Origin of the sequence: Roseivivax halodurans JCM 10272 (genome assembly GCF_000521785.1) — a bacterium.
Lineage (GTDB): Bacteria > Pseudomonadota > Alphaproteobacteria > Rhodobacterales > Rhodobacteraceae > Roseivivax > Roseivivax halodurans.
This window is the reverse complement of record NZ_JALZ01000048.1, coordinates 1-18766: the sequence shown is the minus strand read 5'-3', so window position 1 is coordinate 18766 and position 18766 is coordinate 1. Positions and strand designations below refer to the sequence as shown.

Here is an 18766-nt window from a genome sequence, read left to right as displayed (position 1 = left end):
CGGCCTTTTTCAGCAGCCTGCTAAGAGCGCGCCCTTTGATGACTGAGAGTATATTACTTCAGAACTGAAGTTTTATTGAAAGGGCAGCGGCTCGGACATCCAATCCTCGCGCGCGTGTCGAACGCGGACCACGAAGATCGATCCGGTCGGGCGAACAAAATAGAGGATCAGATGCGCGCCGAACGGATGCACCTCAAGCGAAGGCGTCAGTTCATTGCGTTCGCGGGCCAGGTCGGGAAACTGGGACAGAAGGGAAAAAGCGCTTTCCAAGCTGTCTTGGTATCGATCTGCCTGGGCTGGGCCGTGATGTTTGGCTCCGTAGAGCCATATCTCGATCAGGTCTTCTTCAGCCGCACGGCTTAGTTTCCATGTCACTCTTCGGACAATCCGGCTCTCCGGCGCGCTTGAGCTTTGATCTCAGCCATAGACCGGCTGCCATCCCCGCTTCTCAGCCCTTCATCGACGAGGCCCTGCATCCGGGCGATAGCATCTGAGCGCGCCTGGTCCCGGCGGATCAGGTCGCGGACGTAGTCGCTGGCATTGGCGTAGCGCCCTTGGGCGGTTTGCTGCTCCACCCAGGTCTTCATCGGATCGGGAAGCGAGACGTTCATCGTGGCCATGGGATCCTCCTGCACATGACAATCCTTGCCATACTGGCTTTGGTTTCAGGGGGGCTGGAAAACCTTCCCCTCCCTGCCTGACTAGCAATTGTATCGGTCAGGCATCCTGAAGGCCCCATGGTCTGCGTTGTAGTGACATGAATGCTTATCCCCTCAGGTGCGGAGCGCGTGAAAGCACGGCTGTCACTCTGCGTGTACGAGTCCGAGCTGTTCGGCCGCGAGGGCAAGGCGCGGGTCACGTGACCAGAGCGTGGAACCAGGGGCGAGCAGACACGATGCGATCAGGGATACGTCCACGTAGCCGATGCCACGGCTCATGAGCCGGCGGGCCTCGATCATGGCGCGAACCTCGGCCACGGTGGCAAGCGGCAGGGCAGGGAGGTCGTCGAGCAGGCCCAGGATCTCGGTGCGAGCACGGAGCGTGCCGAGCGATAGCTCTCCTATCACGAGCGGGTGGCAGGCGATTTGTCCGGCCTCCAGCCTGCGTGCGAGTTCCGCGTCGCCATGGCGGAGATGGTCGATCCAGATCGACGTGTCGGCGAGGATCACGGTTCCTCGCGGGAGCGGGGAGGGGCAGTGATGTCGGGTTCGCTACCGCCAAGCAGCGCCAGCCTGCGCGCGCTTTCGCGTTCGATCAACGCCTTGAGCGCTTCCCGAAGCAAGGGCCCCCGATCGTTTATCCCGGTCAAAGCAGTCGCTCTGTCGAGCAACATGTCATCCAGTGTAACGGTTGTGCGCATGCCATCCTCGCATCTTAGTTCGCACAATATGATGCAGGATGTGATGCGTATCAAGGGATTGGCAGCTCAAGCAGAGCCGGCTGATTGTGGATCGGCATTGAAAAATGACCTTAAGGGGGTATCCATTAAGTTATTGTAGTATTATAACTTTTCTAAAGTGCGAGAGGATTCATCTGCACCAGATATGCGTCATACCCACCGCTCGACGCTGATCCACAGCGGAGCTTACCCCGACAGGCACGCATCCGAATTCACTGACCGCCCTGAGGAGGGGGCTCGTCAGGTGAAGGCCCCGAACCCATTGCAATGTCCGGGGGGCGGCAGGCTTCAGGCGCGCCCGCCCGGCCGCGTTGTTTCAGGATCGGTCCTATGTCGGCATGGGCCTGTTGGTCTTCGGGGAACCGAATGCGGGCCGTCACGAAGCTCAGGCGGCCTTTTGAGGCGTTCCCTTTTTATCGCTTTTGGTCACCTCGAACTCCTCGTGGTAGGAGCGTTCGACATTTACGTTCCAGACGTCGTGGCTCTCGCCGGCGAGATTGCGGGCGGCGTAGATCGCCGACAGCATGGAATGATCCTGATTGTTGTACCGGTGGAGCCCGTTGCGCCCCACGCTTTGGAAGTTCTCGAGACTCTGCAGCCAGTCCTGCACGACGGCCAAGGCTTCGCGATATTCGGTGTCGTAGACAGGATAAGCCTTGGGCTGGCGGATGATCGCGGCGTCTATCACCTCGTCACCGGAGGCCAGCCCGAGCTGTTCGAGTTCCCTGGATGCAAGGTCTCTCAGCGCGTCGTCACTCATGTCCCAGAGGGCGTCGCCTTCCTGGCAGAAATATTCCATGCCGATGGAGGCGGTATCCTCATCGGGCAGCATGTCGGAGGACCATGCGCGGAAGTTCTGGATCCGTCCGACCTTCACCTCCTGGGCATGGATGTAGATCCAGTTGTCGGGGAAGGGATCGGCTCGGTTCAGGACCAATGTGACGATCAGAAAGTCGCGGTATTTCAAGCGGTCGGCTGCGGCGACGACCTCGGCGGGCGGCGGTGGGTCGAAGGCATGGATCAACTCGCGCAGGGCCATTGAGTTGATCACGCCGGCTTGTCCCACCGGCTGGATCTCGGTGAGCCCCGCGCCGTCGGTGGTGCTGGTCTCGATCCCGGTCACGTGGTTGTCGGACCAGATCACGCGGGTGACCGCGTGGTTCATGGCGACCGTGCCGCCACGTTCGCATACGAGGTCCCGGGTACGCTCCCACATCTGGCCCGGCCCGAGGCGCGGATACTGGAATTCCTCGATCAGGCTTGCGGTGTCGTTGGCGCCCGATATCGCGTTCCAGACCGCTTTTGCCAGGGACAGGTTCTTGATCCTCTGCGCGGCCCAATCGGCGCGGATCTGATCCGGCGGAATTCCCCAGACCTTTTCGGTATAGGACCGGAAGAAATGCATGTAGAGCCGTCCGCCGAAGCGGTTGATGACCCATTCCTCGAACGTGTCCTCCGCCTTGTAGGGTCTGACCTGCCACTTGGCATAGGAGAGCATGATCCGCACCGCCTCGTAGGGGCCGATGTTCTCAAGCGCGTTGAACAGGCGCAGCGGGTAGGAATAGAACTTGCCCCGATAATAGATCCGGCTCAGCCGCGGCACGGTGATGAAGTCGTCGCCCATCACCTCGTGCCACATGGCCTCGACCTCGGGCACCTTGGTGAAGAAACGGTGCCCACCGATGTCGAAGCGATAACCGTTTGATGTCTCGGTGCGGGCAATCCCGCCGACCATGTCGGAGGCTTCGAAAACCTTAGGGACGAAGGCACCGCCATCAGCGCTGGTCAGGTTCTGGAGCTCGTAGGCCGCTGTCAGCCCGGCCGGCCCGCCGCCGATCACGACCACGGGATGCTGCGATGGTTGGGTGTCCATCTCGGCGGCCGCGCGCCTGGGGTCATGCGTCGTTCCGCTGGAGTGAGACATGAAAATCCTGTGTGACAAAATAATGTTATTTTTGAGGGTAGAGTGCCACAGTTCGGCTTCAACCATTTCCGAGCGTCAGCGTCTCTTGCGCACCTTTGCGCCGGCGTCTTGCTGGGACCGTCTCAAATACCATGCGGAGAGAGCCCGCTCGACGGGTTGGGGCAGGAGGCTTGCCGCTGCGGCGACGAGCTTCAGCCGGCCGTGGTCCGAGCCAAGAACCACCAGCGGATCGCGGGCGAGGGCGCCCAGCACCAGAGAGCGGAGCGCGGCCCGATCACCTCTGTCATAGGCCCCCGCGGCCCAGACCAACATCGCCCGGGAGCGCGCCCGGATCGACGCGACCCGCCCGATCACCTTGGTCGACCGGGCGCGCTGCGCGACCGCTTCCCACCCGTCGCGCTGACGTCGCCAATCGCCTGTGATCTGTCGGGATCGCCTGCGGTAGGACACCAGCGCGTACGGAACCTGCAAGATGCAGGCGCCCTGCCCGGAGGCGACGCGCATCCAGGCGTCGAGCCCGACGGCGGAGGGCAGATGGGGATCAAACGGTCCCGCCCGGTCGAGCGCCTCCCGTCGCAGCAGCACCCCCGTATCGGTGTGGATCGGGTTCTCGAAGAGAAGGTCCGCGGCGCTGAGACGCGCGTCGCGCCGGCCGGATTCGAGACCCATCGGCGCGCCGTCTTCGTCGATATATCGGCAGCGCGGGAAGACGAGGCAGCAGCGCGGCTCCGCTTCAAGCGCGTGGGCCAGCGCCGGAATTGCGCCTGCGTCGAGCAGATCGTCACCATCGGCAAAGAGGATCAGCCCTCCCGTCGCCTGGGCCAGGCCGGCGTTCCGCGCAGCGCCAAGGCCGCCATTGTCCTGCGTGACGAGTTTGGCCCGCCGGCCGGGGCCGGAGCGGCGGAATTGCGCAAGCGCGTGGTCGAGCACAGTTTGAGTGTCGTCGGTCGACCCGTCGTCGACGGCAATCAGCTCGAGGTCGGGCCAATCCTGTTCGCTCAGTGACGTGATCGTTTGCGCCACATAGGGCGCCACATCATAAGCCGGAAGGATCACGCTGATGCGGGGCGCTGCGCTCATCTCTCCCGCTCGATCAGGTGGATCTGCCGCTGCCCACCTTCTGCGGAGGTGACAACGATGCGGTCCCCGGAGGCGTCGGGAACCGGGTGAAGGTCACACCGGAACGGACCTTTTGCGGGGACATGGCCCGAAAAGACCGCGATCCGCGTGTGGTCCTCGCCTTTGGGGCCCGAGATCCAGAGCTCCGGCGCCTCGCGATAGGGCGTGTCGTAGACGATCTGCGGTGGCAGGCCGTCTGAGGCAGGGGGAGCGGGGGGGAGATGGCGCAGATGCACGTTCTCCGACAGGCCGCCGCCGATCGGGCCGAGACGCTCACCGCCATGTGCCGCATCCCGAAGGAGGAGCATCTCGCGGCGGCGCTCGTCGAAATAGTAAAGCCGGTGATCGTCGAGCCAGACCACGTGGGATGTCGCCCGGCCGAGGAGCCGCAGGTCTGTGCCGTCTTGTGTGTCGCAGGTCAGGCTGACGCCCATGCGCCCCGACCACGGGCCGCCGCGACGCCGCCAGCGCAGCTTGACCGTGAACCGGCGGCCGCCGGGGGCGATCTTCACGTGGTTGAACCAGTAGAAATAGGGTGTCACCGCATGGCGCAGACGATCCGTCCGGGGCAGCTGCGAGAGCAGAAACGCAACCGCCTGATCGAGCGGCAGGAGCAGCCGGGGTGTGTCTCCGGTGAAAGGCACCTGCCAGATCCCATCTTCTTCGGGGCGGCGCTCGGTCAGGGGGGCCGCATCTTTCACCGCATATCCGTAGCCGGGCCGCAGCGATTGAAGCCGGCCCATATTCACCGACAGGCCCGATTGGCCGTCCGGCATCACCGCATAGACCGGCATCGGCAGCGTCCGGGCGCTGCCGCCCACGCCTGGATCGGCGAGATGGGCCACGAACCGGCCGTCCTCACGATCGTTCCAGACCAGTCGTTCGCCTGTGCCTGCCGCCGGCGGCACCCATTGTGCCATTGGCCCTTGCTGCCAGCTCCAGGCGGTGCTGCGCCCCACCGCGTGCCAGGAGCCGGGCCTGTCTGCCTCCACAAGGCCGATCTCCACCGCATCCTCTGGGCCCGGATGATGATTTGCCGCGTGGTTGTGCCGGATGGCGGCGATGCGGGTGCTGGCCGCATCGAAGACCGGGATGTCGTAATAGCTATGGGCGTGGGACCAGTTTTGCTCTCCGCCAAATGTCAGCTGCTGCCGCTTCCAGGGGCTCATCTCCGCAACCCATTCTGTCCCAGCATCCGCCGCCAGGCCGCCAGGATGCGCTGTGAGCGCGGCCCCATGCGATTGCGGAGGGGCGCGGTCAGGGGTTTGCGGCGGCCGATCCGCCGGAGCTGTGCCAGTCGGCCCGGCCAGTCGGTCGCCTCGAGGGAGGCGTTGCCCTCAAGCGTCACTTGGTCGAGCGCCACGCCGCCGCCATTGGCGGCAAAATGGTCGAGCTGACGGCGTCCGTATTCGGCGCCAGCCGGGCTCACGCCGGGGGTGGTCAAGCGCCTGTCGAGCCGTGCGGGCAGGCTTTCCGTCCAATGCACGTGGTCGACCTGGGTCGGCACCGAGAAGCGGAAGCCGGGATCGTCGATTTCGTGGAACGAGCCAAGCGGGTAGCGGTAAAGATAGCTGGCGCCTGTGCCCCGGGCGGGCGAATGCCCGCCGCGATGCGGCAGGATCCGCGCCCGGGCCGCCATGATCTTGACCGTGCCGCCGCGGCCGTGGACCGGGCTGGTCCCGCCGATTGCCATGGCGACCTCTCCCCGCAGCGGGAATTGCTCGAAAATGTGCGGATCGGGGTGGACGGGCGCCAGCGTGCCATCGCGCGCGAGCCGGTCGATCATCACACCCTGTACACAATCGGCGCCAAGCGCTGCGGCGCGGGCCAGGCAGTCGGTGAGAGGTTCGGGCCAGCGCTGGAATTCGTCCACATCGGCATTCAGGACCCAATCCTCGGGCGCGCAGATCCGAGTCTGCGCCTCGGCGCGCTGTTGCCACATGGTGCCCGACGTATAGGGCGCGATCCAGATTTCGGGGGGGCGCACCACGCCATGGGCCTTCAATATCTCGCGGGCCGCTCCAATGCCGGGCGCGTCGGCGCTCTCGGCGTTGAGGATCACGATGACCCGCTCGGGTGCGATCCCGAGCTCGAGATAGTGACGCAGCCAGTGCGGCAGGAGGGTCAGGTCGTCCTGCACGCCAACGCAGGTCAAACACCAGACCGGCTCCGCCGCCCCGAGGTTGCTCTTGTCGCTCATCATCCGCCCTTGTGTTTTGGTCTGCGCCTCTGAGAGCGCAGCGCCGGCATATCCGGCGGTGGTGGCGATCTGGCTCAGCCCCATAAGGGCGGCCTGCACCGGATCGCGGCGCGCCAGCAATCCGGCATAGAACGACAGGGCCTCGAACCGGGCGCGGGTGTCACCCTCGCGCGCCAGCCGCCGGTGCAAGTGGCGCGCGCCGCGTCCGTAGCTGGCGTGAAGTTTCCAGAAGCTTGCGAGGGTGAGCCTATGGGCGTGGTCCACGATGGCAGCGGCCTCGTGCACGAGCTCACCGCCCGCTTCGCGCCAGCGCAGCGACAGGTCACGATCCTCCGAGGCCTGGCGAAAGGCGGGATCGAAGCCGCCGACGTGCAGGAAATCCGCCCGCAGGCAGCACATGTTGTTTGTCGTGAAAAAGGCCATGCCTCCCCCGCGCGCCGCGTGATGTTCGGTGAGGGAGTTGGCCAGGGCCTGGCTGGCGGCGGAATAGGCGTTTTCCGGCAGGGCATTCTCGATCCGCCCGCCGACGAGACGCCGCTCCGCCCCCGCCTGCGCCTCGATGAGCTTCAGGGCCCAGTCGGGCCGCGGCCGACAATCGTCGTCCGTGAAAAGGATCCAGCGCGCCCCTTCGGCTGCCGCGACGCCGGTATTCCGGGCTGCGCCGGGCCCGCCATTGGCGCGGCGGATGCAGGTTGCGTTGATATTGCCCGAAACGCCGGAGAGGTCGACCGGCACGGTCGAGCCGTCATCGACCACGATGACCCGCCAGGGCCCGCCCTCGAGCCGGGCCAGATGCGCAAGACATTCCTTCAACTCTTGCGGTCGATCGAAGCTTGGCACCACGATCGCGGTCTCGGCGGCTGGCGATCCTCGCCGGGCGTCCGGTGTCGGCGCCATACGCGTCCTCCTCCGCCGGACGGCCGGCGTTAGATCTCTGGCAGAATCAGGATATCCACTGGTCTTGAGCCGCCTCGTGTGGTGGAAGGCGTGCGATCTTGCAAGGGTACGGGTCCAGCCATGCGCGATCCACAACACGGCCTCGGGGCGCATCTTGTCGGCATCGCCGCGCTGACCCTGCTCCTGCTGTGGCCGGCCCTGTGGTGGGGTGGCCCCACAATCTACTTCGACAGCGGCAGCTACTACGAGGCCGGTGGCGAGGCGATGAATTTCATCCTGGATCGCTCGGGTCTCGCGGAGCTTCTGGCATCCGGGGGGGCAAGCGCCGCGGGACCGGGGAGCGGCGGGGTCGCGGAGGCGCCTGCAGGGGTGGGAAGCGGCGTCCGCTCGGTACCGTATTCGGTCTATGTCAATCTCTCCATCCGCCTGTTCGGTCCGGCGGGTGCGGTGGTGCCGATGGCGCTGATCACCGCGTGGCTTCTGTGGATATTGCTGGCCCCGATCCGGCCTGTGCCGCGTTTTGGCGCGGGGTCACTTGTGGTTATGGCGAGCACCGCCCCGTTCTATGCCGCGCAGATCATGCCCGACATCCAGGCCTCGTGGCTGATTGCGGCGCCGCTGGTTGTGATGCTGCGCGGCGGCGCACCGGGCCGGGCGCTGGCCTGGGCCCTCGGGATCGCCGCAATGGCGGCGGTGCTTGTCCATTACAGCCACATCCCGCTTGCCATGGCGACGGGCGGCACGCTGTCGCTCTGGTTTGCAATGCGGCGACGCTGGCGGGCGGCACTCTTGGTGCACGCGCCGCTCGCTGCCGCGCTGGCGATCAATGTGGCCATCTCTGTGGTGATTGCCGGGGTTGGGAGCACGGACGCGCCGCCCGCGTCTCGCCCCGAGGCCCAGGAGGATGCGCCGACGATCAGCCTCGCCCCCGGGCGCCTGCCGGTCCTGCTGGCCCGCCTGCTGGAGGACGGCCCGGCCTTGCGCTTTCTGTCGGAGACCTGCCCGGAGAACGGGTTTGCCATCTGCGAGGTCTACGACCGCTTCCCCGAAAGCTCCACCGCTGCGCTCTGGGGGCCGGACAGCATCCGCAACCGTGCCACACCGGATCAGATGCGCCGCATTTCCGAGCAGGAGATGGCTCTTGCCCTGAAGGTGCTGGCCCGGGATCCGCTGGGCCAGTTCGGCGCATCGGCGGCGAACACCGCAGAGCAGCTCCTGCGCTTCGGGCTGGAGGATCTGCGCTTCGCGCATTTCCGGCAGATCGGCCCGGACGAGATCGAGATCGAGCCGGTACAGGCGCCGCCGGGCATGTTCGAAACGGTGGAACGGGTGCAGATCGGTGCCCTGTCGCTGGCCGCGCTGGGGCTGGTGTTTTTCGTCCTGTATGTCCCCGGTGCCCGCGGGCCGATCACGCTGCTGGTCATTGGCCTTCTGGCAAACGCCTTCGTATGCGGTGCGCTGTCGGCCCCGGCGGGACGGTACCAGGGCCGTGTGATCTGGATGGCTGTCGCAACCGCTCTGGCCCTCACCGGACGCTTTCCCGGGTGGTGGCGGGTGGGAAACGGCCCGCTTCGGAGCGGGGCGGCACGCCTCTGAGGAGGTCGGGCGGGCTGGGAGAATACCGCTCCTATCTTGGGCCGGGGGTCATCCTGGCCCAGGCATAGCCCGCCCCGCCGCAGGCATAATGCACCATCAGAAGCGGCACCGCGAGGATCGCAAGCCCGAGACTGTCTTCGCGCCGCAGCCGAGCCAGGAAGGACCGGTTTGCGGCGATGAGGACCAGCGCCGCCATCACCGCGATGAGCCCCCCGGCCAGGGGCGCGGCGAGGCTTGCGGCCAGAGCGATGACGAGGGTTGCGACGCAGAGGACCGACAGGCGCGCGGAGGTGGATGTGTTCAACCCCGAGGGCAGCGCGGCGCCTTCGGACACCAGAAGCCGCGACCACGGGATCGCACGGTCGAAGAGGTCGCAACGGATCATGCCCGACAGAGTCCAAGCCTTGAGGTGCTGCCCTTGCAGCTGTGGATCGAGCGCGATGACATATCCCGCGCGCGCCAGGGCCATGCCGAATTGCACATCCTCCATCATCCGCTGACCGGGATCGAATCCTCCCGCCGCTTCGAAAGCGCCGCGCCGCACGGCCCCGAGGCCCGTCCAGAAGGTGCCTGCCGGTCCCGCATTCTCGAGATGGACGTGGCGATGCAGGAGATTTCGGAACCGGCTGACCGCGCCCCGAGCCGCCGGACGGGCATCGTAGGCGCCGAACACTGCCGCGATCGCCGTTCCTTGCGCGAGGACCTCCGCAATCACGTCTCTGGCGCGCATGTCCACCACAACGTCGGCATCGACAAAGACGAGGATGTCCGCGCCGCGGCTGATCGCGTCCCGGGCCCCGTCATTGCGTGCCGCCGCGGCGCCTCGCCGGGGCCCGGTCATGACGCGGGCGCCGAACCGCCGCGCAATCTCGCATGTGCCGTCGGTCGAGCCATCGTCAACGACGATGATGTCGCTGGGGGCGAACCCGGCCGCGCGCGCGGCGCTGAGGCAGCGCGGCAGGTGAGGCGCTGCCTGGTGGGCGGGCACAACGAGCTTCAGGCTGGAGAGGTCCGCCATGCCTTTAGGTTTCCTTCGGTGGTGCAGGGCAGGGATGCGTCTTGCATCGGGCCGGCGCGGCGGGCATGAGGGTGGACCTGATCCTTGCCATAGTGACATCGTGCGCGTTTGATCGGGCCGCGCATATCCGTGCACGTGCCGATCGTCCATGACTGCGAGGCCCCATGCTCGCCACCTATCGACGGATCTTCTCGCTCCTGTCGGCGCGCGACCGCCGGAACTTCCTGATCCTCGTTGCGCTCATGGTCGCCGCGGGTGCGGCCGAAGTGGTGGGTGTCGCCGCCATCATACCGCTCTTTGCGGTGATCGCCGATCCCGCCGCGATTTCGGGGGACGGAATGCTGGCAGGGCTCTACGAATGGGGCGGCTTCACCGACACGCGCAGCTTCCTCGGCGCATTGTGCCTTGCGGTCTTTACCGTGCTGCTGTTGTCGGTCGCGGTGCGGATCGTGACCAATTACGCCTCCGCCCGGTTCAGCCGCGGCATCGTGCTGACCCTGTCGCAATCGCTGCTGACGAAATACCTGCGTAACCCTTATGAATGGTACCTCGCCCGGCATTCCGCAGATCTCGCAAAGTCCCTGTTGGCGGAGACCAAGCAGGTGGTAAACGGCTCGATCACGCCAGCCATCAAGTTCATCTCGGATGCCATCGCCACGGTCACGATGGTGCTGTTTCTCGTCCGGCTGGAACCCGTCGGGGCCGTTCTGACCGCCGGTACCGTGGGCGGCGCTTTCACCTTCCTCTATTGGTGGCTGCGCCATCGATTGGACGAGATCGGCAAGGATCGGCGCCACGCCAACAGGGAGCGGTTCCAGATCGCGCAGGAGGCGCTCGGCGGGATCAAGGACGTCAAGATCCTTGCGCTTGAGGAAAGCTATATCCGCCGCTTTCACGGCCCGTCGCAGCGGCTGGCGCAGCACCAGGCGACCATGGACATCCTCGGCGAGGTGCCCCGCTATGGGCTCGAGGCGCTCGGCTTCGGGGGCATGCTGCTCTTCCTGTTTTTCCTGTTGTCGACCTCGGGTGGCGATCCGGGGGCCATCCTGCCAATCTTTGGCGCCTTTGCTCTCGCGGGTCTGCGCCTCTTGCCGACGGTGCAGACCCTCTTTCGGTCAAGCACGCAGATGCGGTTCAACCAGACCGCGCTCGATGCGCTCTTCGGTGATCTGAGCGAGGCGACCGGCCCGAGCCCGCGCCCCGCGACGGTGAACCTGCCGCTCGAGCGCGAGCTGGTCCTTGACGGAATTGCCTACAATTATCCCGGCGCGCCCGCACCGAGCCTGGAAGGCATCGACCTCACCATTCCCGCGCGAACGAGTTGCGGCATCGTCGGCGCCACTGGCGCTGGCAAGACTACCCTTGTCGACATCGTTCTTGGCCTTCTTGTGCCGCATGAGGGGGAGCTGCGCGTCGATGGCACGAAGATCGACGAGACCACCCTCCGCGCCTGGCAGCGCTCCATTGGCTACGTGCAGCAGAGCATTCACCTGACCGATGACACGATCGCGGCGAACATCGCCTATGGCATTGCGCCGGACAAGATCGACGAGGAACGTGTGGCCCGCGCGGGTCGCATGGCCCGGCTCGACGAGGTTGTGGATGCGCTTCCCGACGGATACCGGACGACGGTGGGCGACCGGGGCTTGCGGCTCTCGGGAGGGCAGCGGCAGCGGATCGCCATTGCCCGCGCGCTTTATCGCGATCCCGAAGTGATCGTGTTCGACGAGGCCACAAGCGCCCTCGACACCGTGACGGAACAGGAAGTGATGGACGCGATTGGTGCGCTCCGCGGCGAGAAGACGGTGGTGATCGTCACGCACCGGCTCTCCACGGTGACGGGGTGCGACCAGATTGTCGTGATGCGCGGCGGCCGTGTCGAGGCGACCGGCCGCTACGATGAGCTGCGCCGGCGCGGCGGCACCTTCGAGGCGCTCCTCACCGGGATCCGCGGCGCGGCCTGAGCGCATCACGTCAGGTGCCTTCGCGATAGGCCGCCAGAAAATCGTATTCCGCGATGGTCTTTGCCAGCTCTTTGCGCTGATCCGCCGTCCAGGACAGTCGGGCGCGGCTCTGAGTACCGCTTGGCGAGACGAGCCGCGCGGCCGCGTCCCGCCAGGCCGGATCGGGGTCGAGACCGAGAAACGCGGCGAGCCGTTCGAGCTCTGCCTCGGGCGCTGCCGTGAACCGCTCATAGGGGATTTCGTGCCAGTTGCCGGCGGGCACCCGGGTTTTCAGCGCGGCCGTCGCCGCCGCGAGCGCCTGGTAATCGGTGATCATCGCGTCGTCGACCGCCGCCGGGATCTGCCCGTCCAGCTGCGCCGCGCGGATCGCCTCGGAGGTTGCACCGCGCGCGGCGATCCGCAGCCGGTCGTAATGGCGGCCCTGGCGCAGGGTCATCGTGGCCACGTTGTCCTCGGGATGCCGCGTGACGAGGATCCAGCGGGTCTCGAGCTTCGAGGCCAAGGCCAGCCGCGTTGCGAGGTCGGGATCGGCAGCGGACCACCGCGTCGCCCAATCGCCCTTCTTGTCTCCGATCACGGAGAGCTGCGGGCGAGGGCCGTGCGGGGCGCCCGGCACGGCGTAGCTGAACCCGTTCCAGTATCGCCCGGCGCGGGTGAAGTCGCGGGCATTGGCAAGGCAGAGGGCGGGCAGCTGCGTTGCGGGCACTCCTTTGTGAAAGAGGCCCATCGCGTCGAGTTCGTGGGCAATCGCTGCGCGCGGATGGGCGTCGATCAGCGCCCCGATCAGCGAATGTCCCGAGCGCGGCCAGCCGGCAAACTGCACGAAGGTGCGCGCCCCGGCGAGGGCCCTGGCATGGCGCAGCGCATGCAGCCATGCCTCGCGCCGGATGCGCCGCACCGGCCGCCGCTGATGCCGCCTTGACGCCGCGCCTTCGAAGGCTGGCATCGCGTGATCGTCAAGGCTGGCGGCCGCTCCGATGGGGATAGCGGCCTCCGGACCGGGGAGGGGCATGTCGGGCCTCATCGGTTTGCAGGGCAAGGGCCCCTTGTGTCATCGCGGCATGGCCCGCGCAAATCCAGGCGCCAAATTCAGGCGCTTGGCCTCAAGAGGTCGGACCATAACTTGGCAGTTGGGCCGTCGGGAAAGGACATGTGGTGGGTCAGGACAACAGCGCGATTGATCACCTCGTCATCGTGGCCGGTGTGTCATGCACCGGAAAGACCACGCTTCTGAGGCAGCTCAAGGGACGGACGCCGCCCCTCCTGCCTGGGCCTTTCGCCGATCTGGATCTCCCTGCTTTTGAGATGCTGAACGCGATGGATGCTGGCGGAGCGACGCCGCTGCCGAGCAATTGCCTGCTGCATTACGACCTCTTTCGTCCGATGACTTTCTACGGTGCCTTGTATTTCGAGGCTGATCCAGTTCTCGATCGTTTGGCCTCTGCACGGCATCGGTCCGTTCTGACGCTGTGGGAAGACCCCGGAACGCTTTTCGCCCGATCTCTGGCACGGCGCCGGTATCTCTGGCGGAAAGTTCTCACGCCCTCGAGTCTCATACGCTTCGGGACAAATCTTGGCTCTTATCGCGGGGCGAAGGCGCGGCGCGAGCGGATGCATCCCTGGCTGAGCGATCCCGGCGGGCTCTGGTCGCATTACACGCGTTGGTTCGAGTTCCTCGATGCGGCAGGGGTCGAGGCGCATTGGTGCGGGCGCACCTCCAACGGGCTGGCGGATGCGGTCCCCGTCAAGGCGCCGCCCTCAGAGCCCTTCTGGTCGGCCTGATGGCAAATAAAGAGGGACATTTCTGCTTTGCGCGGGGGTGGCCTCATCGCTCGGCTGTAAGCGCTGTGTGACCAAGCTGGTCGATGTGATGCTTCAGTACGGCATCGGTGGCTGGTCGCACTTTGCCATAGAGGCTTCCCTGACTGGTTTTGAGCCCCTTGGGCTGGAGGGTGAGGCGCGGTTTTGTATTCCGGCGATCATCGTCTTTCCGGGGAGCCAATGATGTATCTTTGCTTGATTCACCGGCGTATCCGTTCCGGGGTCTTCGGGGCGGATCCGGCATGTTGACCTTGGGATATGCGGGGAGAGGCGGCAACAATATGCCCACCATGATAAAGATGACGCCACGTCATCTGATGGCGATTTTGCGACTTCAGATTGTATCTTATTGGGGCGAGATATCGATGGGCTATGGCCGCTATATGCGTTGCCATCTTTCTGCCATCATTCGATTGCCGTCGCAGACCAGGCTCATATTGCGGGGGATTTGAAAGGACATTCGCCTGATGACATATCCCCAAGGTTGTGTCGGGTAGTTATTTTTCATGGACCAATGGCGGGTGTGGATGATGTTGAAGGGGACGTGCAAGTTTAGGGAGTAATCAATGACTTTTCGCACCACCTGCGCCGCGGCGCTTCTGACCCTCGCGGCCACAGGCGCTTCGGCCGCCATTACCTCGCAGGATTTCGAGGCCTATGAGGGCTCGATCACCGGAAATCTGATCGCCTCGACCGAGCCGGACTTTTCTGACAACTTCTCCTTCACCTGGTCCAATGCGGGTGCGGCAGAAGGCGCCCCTTACCAGGGCGCGTTTACCTTCACCTCGGATTCGCGGTTTGACCTCGCTCTTGGCGAGGTGAGTGGTGATTATGGCGAAGATGATGTTTCGGCTTTCACCCTTGACCGGATCATGGATGGCTCCTTCGAGCGGCAGAATGCGGCAAATACCTGCCCCAACGCGGGCCAACTCGCAGGCAACTGCTCCTACTTCAGCGAAGTGGGCTCCGATGAAGGCAATGCGGCAGATGCGCTGAAAGAAGGCGAGCTGCTCTTCTCCGGCCTCGAAGCGGGCGAGTACAGCCTCGGCCTGATCGAGAGTGCGTCGCCGGCGAACGGCTCGGCGGGCTTTGACTATCGCGGTGTGGCCGCGGTGCCGGTTCCGGCCGGCGGCCTGCTGCTTCTGGGTGGTCTTGGCGCCATCGGCGCACTGCGCCGCCGCAAGCACGCGGCCTGACTCAATTCAAGGACGAAAGGGCGCCATATCGGCGCCCTTTCGGTTGAGTTATTGATATTCGATTTTTTTGTTGCGTATCTCAAAGCGCCGATCTAACACAAAGTTGACATATTTGAGATTAACGGGTTCAAGATGATGCTGCCGGCCGTTTGGAAACCCTCATTCTCCCTGGGTGCCCAATGTGTCCGGCTCTCGTAGGTTAAAGGCCCTGTACCAGTATGGAGTTGTTATGCGCTCTTTGATTGCCGCCGTTGCCCTTTTGGCGTCCACATCTCTTCCTGCTCTTGCAGCCACCACCAGCGGGATCGATCTTGGTGGTCAGGGTGGGGATGCGGAAAGCTATTCCTTCGATACGGGCTTTGGCCCCAAGGTCACAATCCGTGCCTTGGGCTGGTGGACCGAGGTCAGCCAGAACGCGGCGGGACTGGGCGTGGATTCCTGGTACGATCTTGGGAATGACCAGATCAACGCCTTGGAGGGTCTCAGCTTCTCGTTCAGCGAGAAGGTCCGCCTCAACTCGGTCACGTTCTCAGGCTTTGATCGCTGGGACACTTACGGCATCTATGTCTCGGTGGGGGATGGCCGCCTGTCGGACGATATCATCACGCTTGGAAGCGATAACCCGTTCAGCTTTGGCGGTGTGGTCTCCGACTATTTTAAGGTCGCTGCGTTGGGCCCATTGGACAGCTTCCGTGTGGCGTCTCTTGAGGTGGCTCCCGTGCCGCTGCCTGGGGCAGGACTTCTGCTGCTGGGGGGGCTTGGAGGTTTTGCGGTCCTGCGCCGCCGCAAGCGCAGCGCCTGAGGCACCGAAGGTGAGACACGGCATAAGCTCTGCCGGTCCGAGGTCTTTCGGCCTTTGACAGGTTGCCGAAACAGGCAGGCGTCTGACGCTGTCACGCCGTTGAAGCGCATTGCCCAAGCGGGGCGCCCAAGCCTGGGGCTGGGGATAGGAAATCTTCCTAGAGCCTTGATAGGTAGCGTTTGAGACGGCGTGGTATAGCCCGAATTGTGGGGTGCGAGAGGACGAAATTGGCGCCGAACATCACACTGTCTACACCGAACTTATCGCAATGCTTCCAGGTCTTAAGAGTTTCGTTTAGGCGGAGTCGCGGCGCGGCACCAATCCACATCTGGGGTCAGAGACGGCTTTAAAAAGCCCGCTGGCCAAACACCACGTTCCACGGCATGTCGAAACACATGGAAACGTGGATTATCCTCTCGATCGCAGCGGCGGCATTTCAAACCTTTCGGTTCATGCTGCAAAAGTATCTCAGCATGGGAGCCCTCAGCGCGGGTGGCGCGACTTTGGCCCGCTTCGTCTACTCCGCGCCATTCGTTGTGATACTAACGCTCCTCTATTTGGGCGTAAAAGGTGCGGAATTGCCTGGACATGCCCCGGGCTTCTGGGGCTACGCGGTGATTGGCGGGGTCTCACAGATCATGGCGACATGGTGTGTTGTGGCCTTGTTCGCGGAACGAAACTTCGCGGTCGGGATAACCTTGAAAAAGACCGAAGTTGTCCAGACCGCGCTTGTGGGTCTGCTGATCCTTGGCGACCGGATAACTGCGATGGGTATGGGAGCGATCCTGCTGGGGCTGTTGGGGGTGCTCGTTCTATCGGAGACCCCTGGCATCGAAAGACAAGGTTGGCGCCGATTGGGAAGCCGTGCAACGGGGCTTGGTCTGGTCTCAGGAGCGTTTTTTGCGGTGTCCGCGGTCGGCTACCGTGGCGCCACTCTTGCGGTCGCTAGCGACGATCCCTTGTTGCGGGCAGGCCTTTCCTTGGCGGTTGTGACCGTGATGCAATCCCTCGGCCTCTCTCTTTGGCTGAGATGGCGCGAGCCGGGGCAGGTCGGCCAGATGATCGCGGCGTGGCGGAGTGCCGTGTGGATCGGGCTGACCGGCATGGCGGGCAGTCTATGTTGGTTCACGGCCTTCACGCTGGAGAATGCGGCGATGGTTTTCGCCGTGGGTCAGGTGGAGGTGATCTTTTCGCTCTTCGCATCGGTGCTGTTCTTCGGCGAACGGATCAGTTTGCGCGAAGCTTCCGGCATCCTCCTGATCACCACCTCAGTCATCGCCGTGATGGCCCTTCGCTAAGCCAGTGACAAACGGGGACTTGAAAGCCCCCAATTTTGATGACGCTTGTCGCGGGCGCAACGCTGTTTGAGGCCGTGCTTTTGGCGGCGCGGAGTAGTTGCGGCGTCTGGCTGCTTGGAGGGCCCCTCTCCGAAGCCGATTGGGGTCTGACTCAAAGCTGGTGCATCTCTTGGCTCTTGGAGCGGCGACCGGAGCTCGATATTGGCCTGGCCATACATTTGTCGTTTGAGGGTCTTCAGACGATTGATCTGCCCCTCCGTCTGAAGATTGTGGGGCTCCCTACGGCCGGCTCGAACATCTTGAGTGTGAATGAAACGTAAAACTTCTATTGTCTTCGTGTCGCTTTGCATTCATTTCATGATCTGAGAAATGGAGAGAGCAATGGCACACGACGTAGATTTAAGCGAGATGTCGCGAGACGACCTGGTAAATCTTGAGAAGGATGTTCAAAAAGCTCTCAAGAGCTACGACCAACGTAAGCGGACTGAAGCAATGGCCGCGGCGAAAGAAGCCGCCAAGGAACATGGCTTTGCGCTCGAAGAGCTGCTGCAGGATGCCCCAAGCAAGCCAAAGAGCCTTCCGAAATTCGCAAATCCGGAAAATCCCGCTGAGACTTGGACTGGCCGGGGGCGTAAACCGAAGTGGATGCAAGAGAAACTCGCTTCGGGACATACCCAAGACGAGTTCCTAATCACGTGACCCAGGCGGACGCTCACCGCAGCGTGTGAGTGTGTGGCCATCAGCCAAAGGTTTCGAAGCTGATGGCTCTCTGCCGCTTCACCAAGATCCCACCTTATGCCGCGAGCATAAATGTCTTAGGGTCGTATTTTCTTATTCTGAGAATTCGGCAATGGCAGCCATACCTGAGAAGATTGCTGTCATGAGGACGATTTCATCGTGAATATCCCCGTTCCGCTGTCGACATGGGCATGGATGATACCTTGATCATGTTCGCATGACCCCGCGGTTGCATTTTTAACCTCCCTGCGCATCAATACCCGCAGGGGACAGCAAAATATGGTACAAGTGAAACTCGGCGTCGCCCTCGACGCGATCCGCAGGGCGGCTTTGGAACCGCGCGCCTGGACGCGCGTACAGGCGACGACCGAAGTTCTGCTCGGGGCCTTTGCCTCTCAGCTGGCGACTGTCGATCATCGGGAGGGCAACCGTTTTATCGGCAGAACGTCCGTCATGCCGGAGCTCGACGCCGAGCTGCCCCATTTGATGCCATGCTCGGAACCGGTGCTGTGGAGCGCCGCGCATCCACATTGGCGGCGCATGGTCGATTATGACTATATCGACGAGGCGGGCATCAGGCGCAGCGAGTTCTATGCGCGCACCCGGAAATACGATGCCGGTTATCGCCTCGGTCTCCGGCTTCTCGATACACCGGGCATCTCTTCTGCGCTCATCTGGATATGGCCTCAAAGTGCAGGTCACGTGCAAGCGCGCGAGCTGAACCTCCTCAAAGCGATCGAACACCCGCTCCGCCTCTCCGCATCTATTGCACAACAGAGATGGAACGACATGTC

General features: G+C 63.9%; 19 protein-coding genes. 9 read left to right on the top strand and 10 right to left on the bottom strand.

Annotated features, from left to right (window positions below):
• Positions 1-72 precede the first annotated feature (72 nt).
• The 8 genes from OCH239_RS19515 to OCH239_RS22380 form a co-directional block, all read right to left on the bottom strand.
• The gene (locus OCH239_RS19515; protein WP_037266634.1) at positions 73-375 is read right to left on the bottom strand and encodes a type II toxin-antitoxin system RelE/ParE family toxin; all 303 of its coding nucleotides are present in this window, start codon (positions 373-375) and stop codon (positions 73-75) included.
• Positions 372-620 (bottom strand): type II toxin-antitoxin system ParD family antitoxin, encoded by a 249-nt coding sequence (locus OCH239_RS19510; RefSeq protein ID WP_037266629.1) that lies wholly within the window; start codon positions 618-620, stop codon positions 372-374. The genes OCH239_RS19515 and OCH239_RS19510 overlap by 4 nt, the downstream gene beginning before the upstream one ends.
• A 183-nt stretch (positions 621-803) precedes the next feature.
• A complete protein-coding gene (locus tag OCH239_RS19505) occupies positions 804-1169 on the bottom strand; it encodes a type II toxin-antitoxin system VapC family toxin (RefSeq protein WP_037266627.1) in 366 nt (121 codons plus the stop codon).
• Positions 1166-1360: a type II toxin-antitoxin system VapB family antitoxin gene (locus tag OCH239_RS23955; RefSeq protein WP_037266625.1), complete on the bottom strand. Its 195-nt coding sequence runs from the start codon at positions 1358-1360 to the stop codon at positions 1166-1168. Before OCH239_RS23955 ends, OCH239_RS19505 begins: the two co-directional genes overlap by 4 nt.
• Before the next feature lie 424 nt (positions 1361-1784).
• Complete coding sequence (locus tag OCH239_RS19495) at positions 1785-3272, bottom strand: NAD(P)/FAD-dependent oxidoreductase (protein WP_037266623.1); 1488 nt, start codon at positions 3270-3272, stop codon at positions 1785-1787.
• Between the two features lie 126 nt (positions 3273-3398).
• Positions 3399-4403, bottom strand: coding sequence for a glycosyltransferase family 2 protein (locus tag OCH239_RS19490; protein WP_037266620.1), 1005 nt, complete (start codon positions 4401-4403; stop codon positions 3399-3401).
• The gene (locus OCH239_RS19485; protein ID WP_037266618.1) at positions 4400-5611 is read right to left on the bottom strand and encodes a hypothetical protein; all 1212 of its coding nucleotides are present in this window, start codon (positions 5609-5611) and stop codon (positions 4400-4402) included. The genes OCH239_RS19490 and OCH239_RS19485 overlap by 4 nt, the downstream gene beginning before the upstream one ends.
• Positions 5608-7539, bottom strand: a complete 1932-nt coding sequence (locus tag OCH239_RS22380; RefSeq protein ID WP_084782690.1) for a glycosyltransferase family 2 protein — start codon at positions 7537-7539, stop codon at positions 5608-5610. The genes OCH239_RS19485 and OCH239_RS22380 overlap by 4 nt, the downstream gene beginning before the upstream one ends.
• Positions 7540-7659: 120 nt before the next feature.
• Between OCH239_RS22380 and OCH239_RS19475 the strand changes: the two genes are divergently transcribed.
• The gene (locus tag OCH239_RS19475; RefSeq protein WP_037266616.1) at positions 7660-9135 is read left to right on the top strand and encodes a hypothetical protein; all 1476 of its coding nucleotides are present in this window, start codon (positions 7660-7662) and stop codon (positions 9133-9135) included.
• A 31-nt stretch (positions 9136-9166) separates the two neighbouring features.
• Here OCH239_RS19475 and OCH239_RS19470 read toward each other — a convergent pair whose 3' ends face one another.
• A complete protein-coding gene (locus OCH239_RS19470) occupies positions 9167-10153 on the bottom strand; it encodes a glycosyltransferase family 2 protein (RefSeq protein ID WP_051489636.1) in 987 nt (328 codons plus the stop codon).
• A 164-nt stretch (positions 10154-10317) separates the two neighbouring features.
• On the opposite strand from OCH239_RS19470, the gene OCH239_RS19465 reads away from it, so the two are divergent.
• Positions 10318-12117, top strand: coding sequence for an ABC transporter ATP-binding protein (locus OCH239_RS19465; RefSeq protein WP_037266614.1), 1800 nt, complete (start codon positions 10318-10320; stop codon positions 12115-12117).
• Positions 12118-12127: 10 nt separating this feature from the next.
• On the opposite strand, the gene OCH239_RS19460 is transcribed toward OCH239_RS19465, so the two are convergent.
• Complete coding sequence (locus OCH239_RS19460; protein WP_037266611.1) at positions 12128-13129, bottom strand: sulfotransferase; 1002 nt, start codon at positions 13127-13129, stop codon at positions 12128-12130.
• 143 nt (positions 13130-13272) lie between these two features.
• Between OCH239_RS19460 and OCH239_RS19455 the strand changes: the two genes are divergently transcribed.
• The 7 genes from OCH239_RS19455 to OCH239_RS19425 all read left to right on the top strand — a co-directional run.
• Entirely contained in the window at positions 13273-13899 is a 627-nt protein-coding gene (locus tag OCH239_RS19455; RefSeq protein ID WP_157577971.1) for a hypothetical protein, read from the top strand.
• A gap of 67 nt (positions 13900-13966) precedes the next feature.
• Positions 13967-14122, top strand: coding sequence for a hypothetical protein (locus OCH239_RS22940; protein ID WP_157577970.1), 156 nt, complete (start codon positions 13967-13969; stop codon positions 14120-14122).
• Positions 14123-14504: 382 nt separating this feature from the next.
• Positions 14505-15134: a VPLPA-CTERM sorting domain-containing protein gene (locus tag OCH239_RS23635; RefSeq protein WP_037266606.1), complete on the top strand. Its 630-nt coding sequence runs from the start codon at positions 14505-14507 to the stop codon at positions 15132-15134.
• A gap of 229 nt (positions 15135-15363) precedes the next feature.
• Positions 15364-15936: a VPLPA-CTERM sorting domain-containing protein gene (locus tag OCH239_RS19445; protein ID WP_037266604.1), complete on the top strand. Its 573-nt coding sequence runs from the start codon at positions 15364-15366 to the stop codon at positions 15934-15936.
• Positions 15937-16331: 395 nt separating this feature from the next.
• Positions 16332-17234, top strand: coding sequence for an EamA family transporter (locus OCH239_RS19440; RefSeq protein ID WP_084782686.1), 903 nt, complete (start codon positions 16332-16334; stop codon positions 17232-17234).
• 381 nt (positions 17235-17615) lie between these two features.
• Entirely contained in the window at positions 17616-17933 is a 318-nt protein-coding gene (locus tag OCH239_RS22370; RefSeq protein WP_084782681.1) for an H-NS histone family protein, read from the top strand.
• Between the two features lie 318 nt (positions 17934-18251).
• Positions 18252-18766, top strand: a 515-nt coding sequence (locus OCH239_RS19425; RefSeq protein ID WP_037266586.1) for a hypothetical protein, incomplete at its 3' end; no start/stop codon positions are given.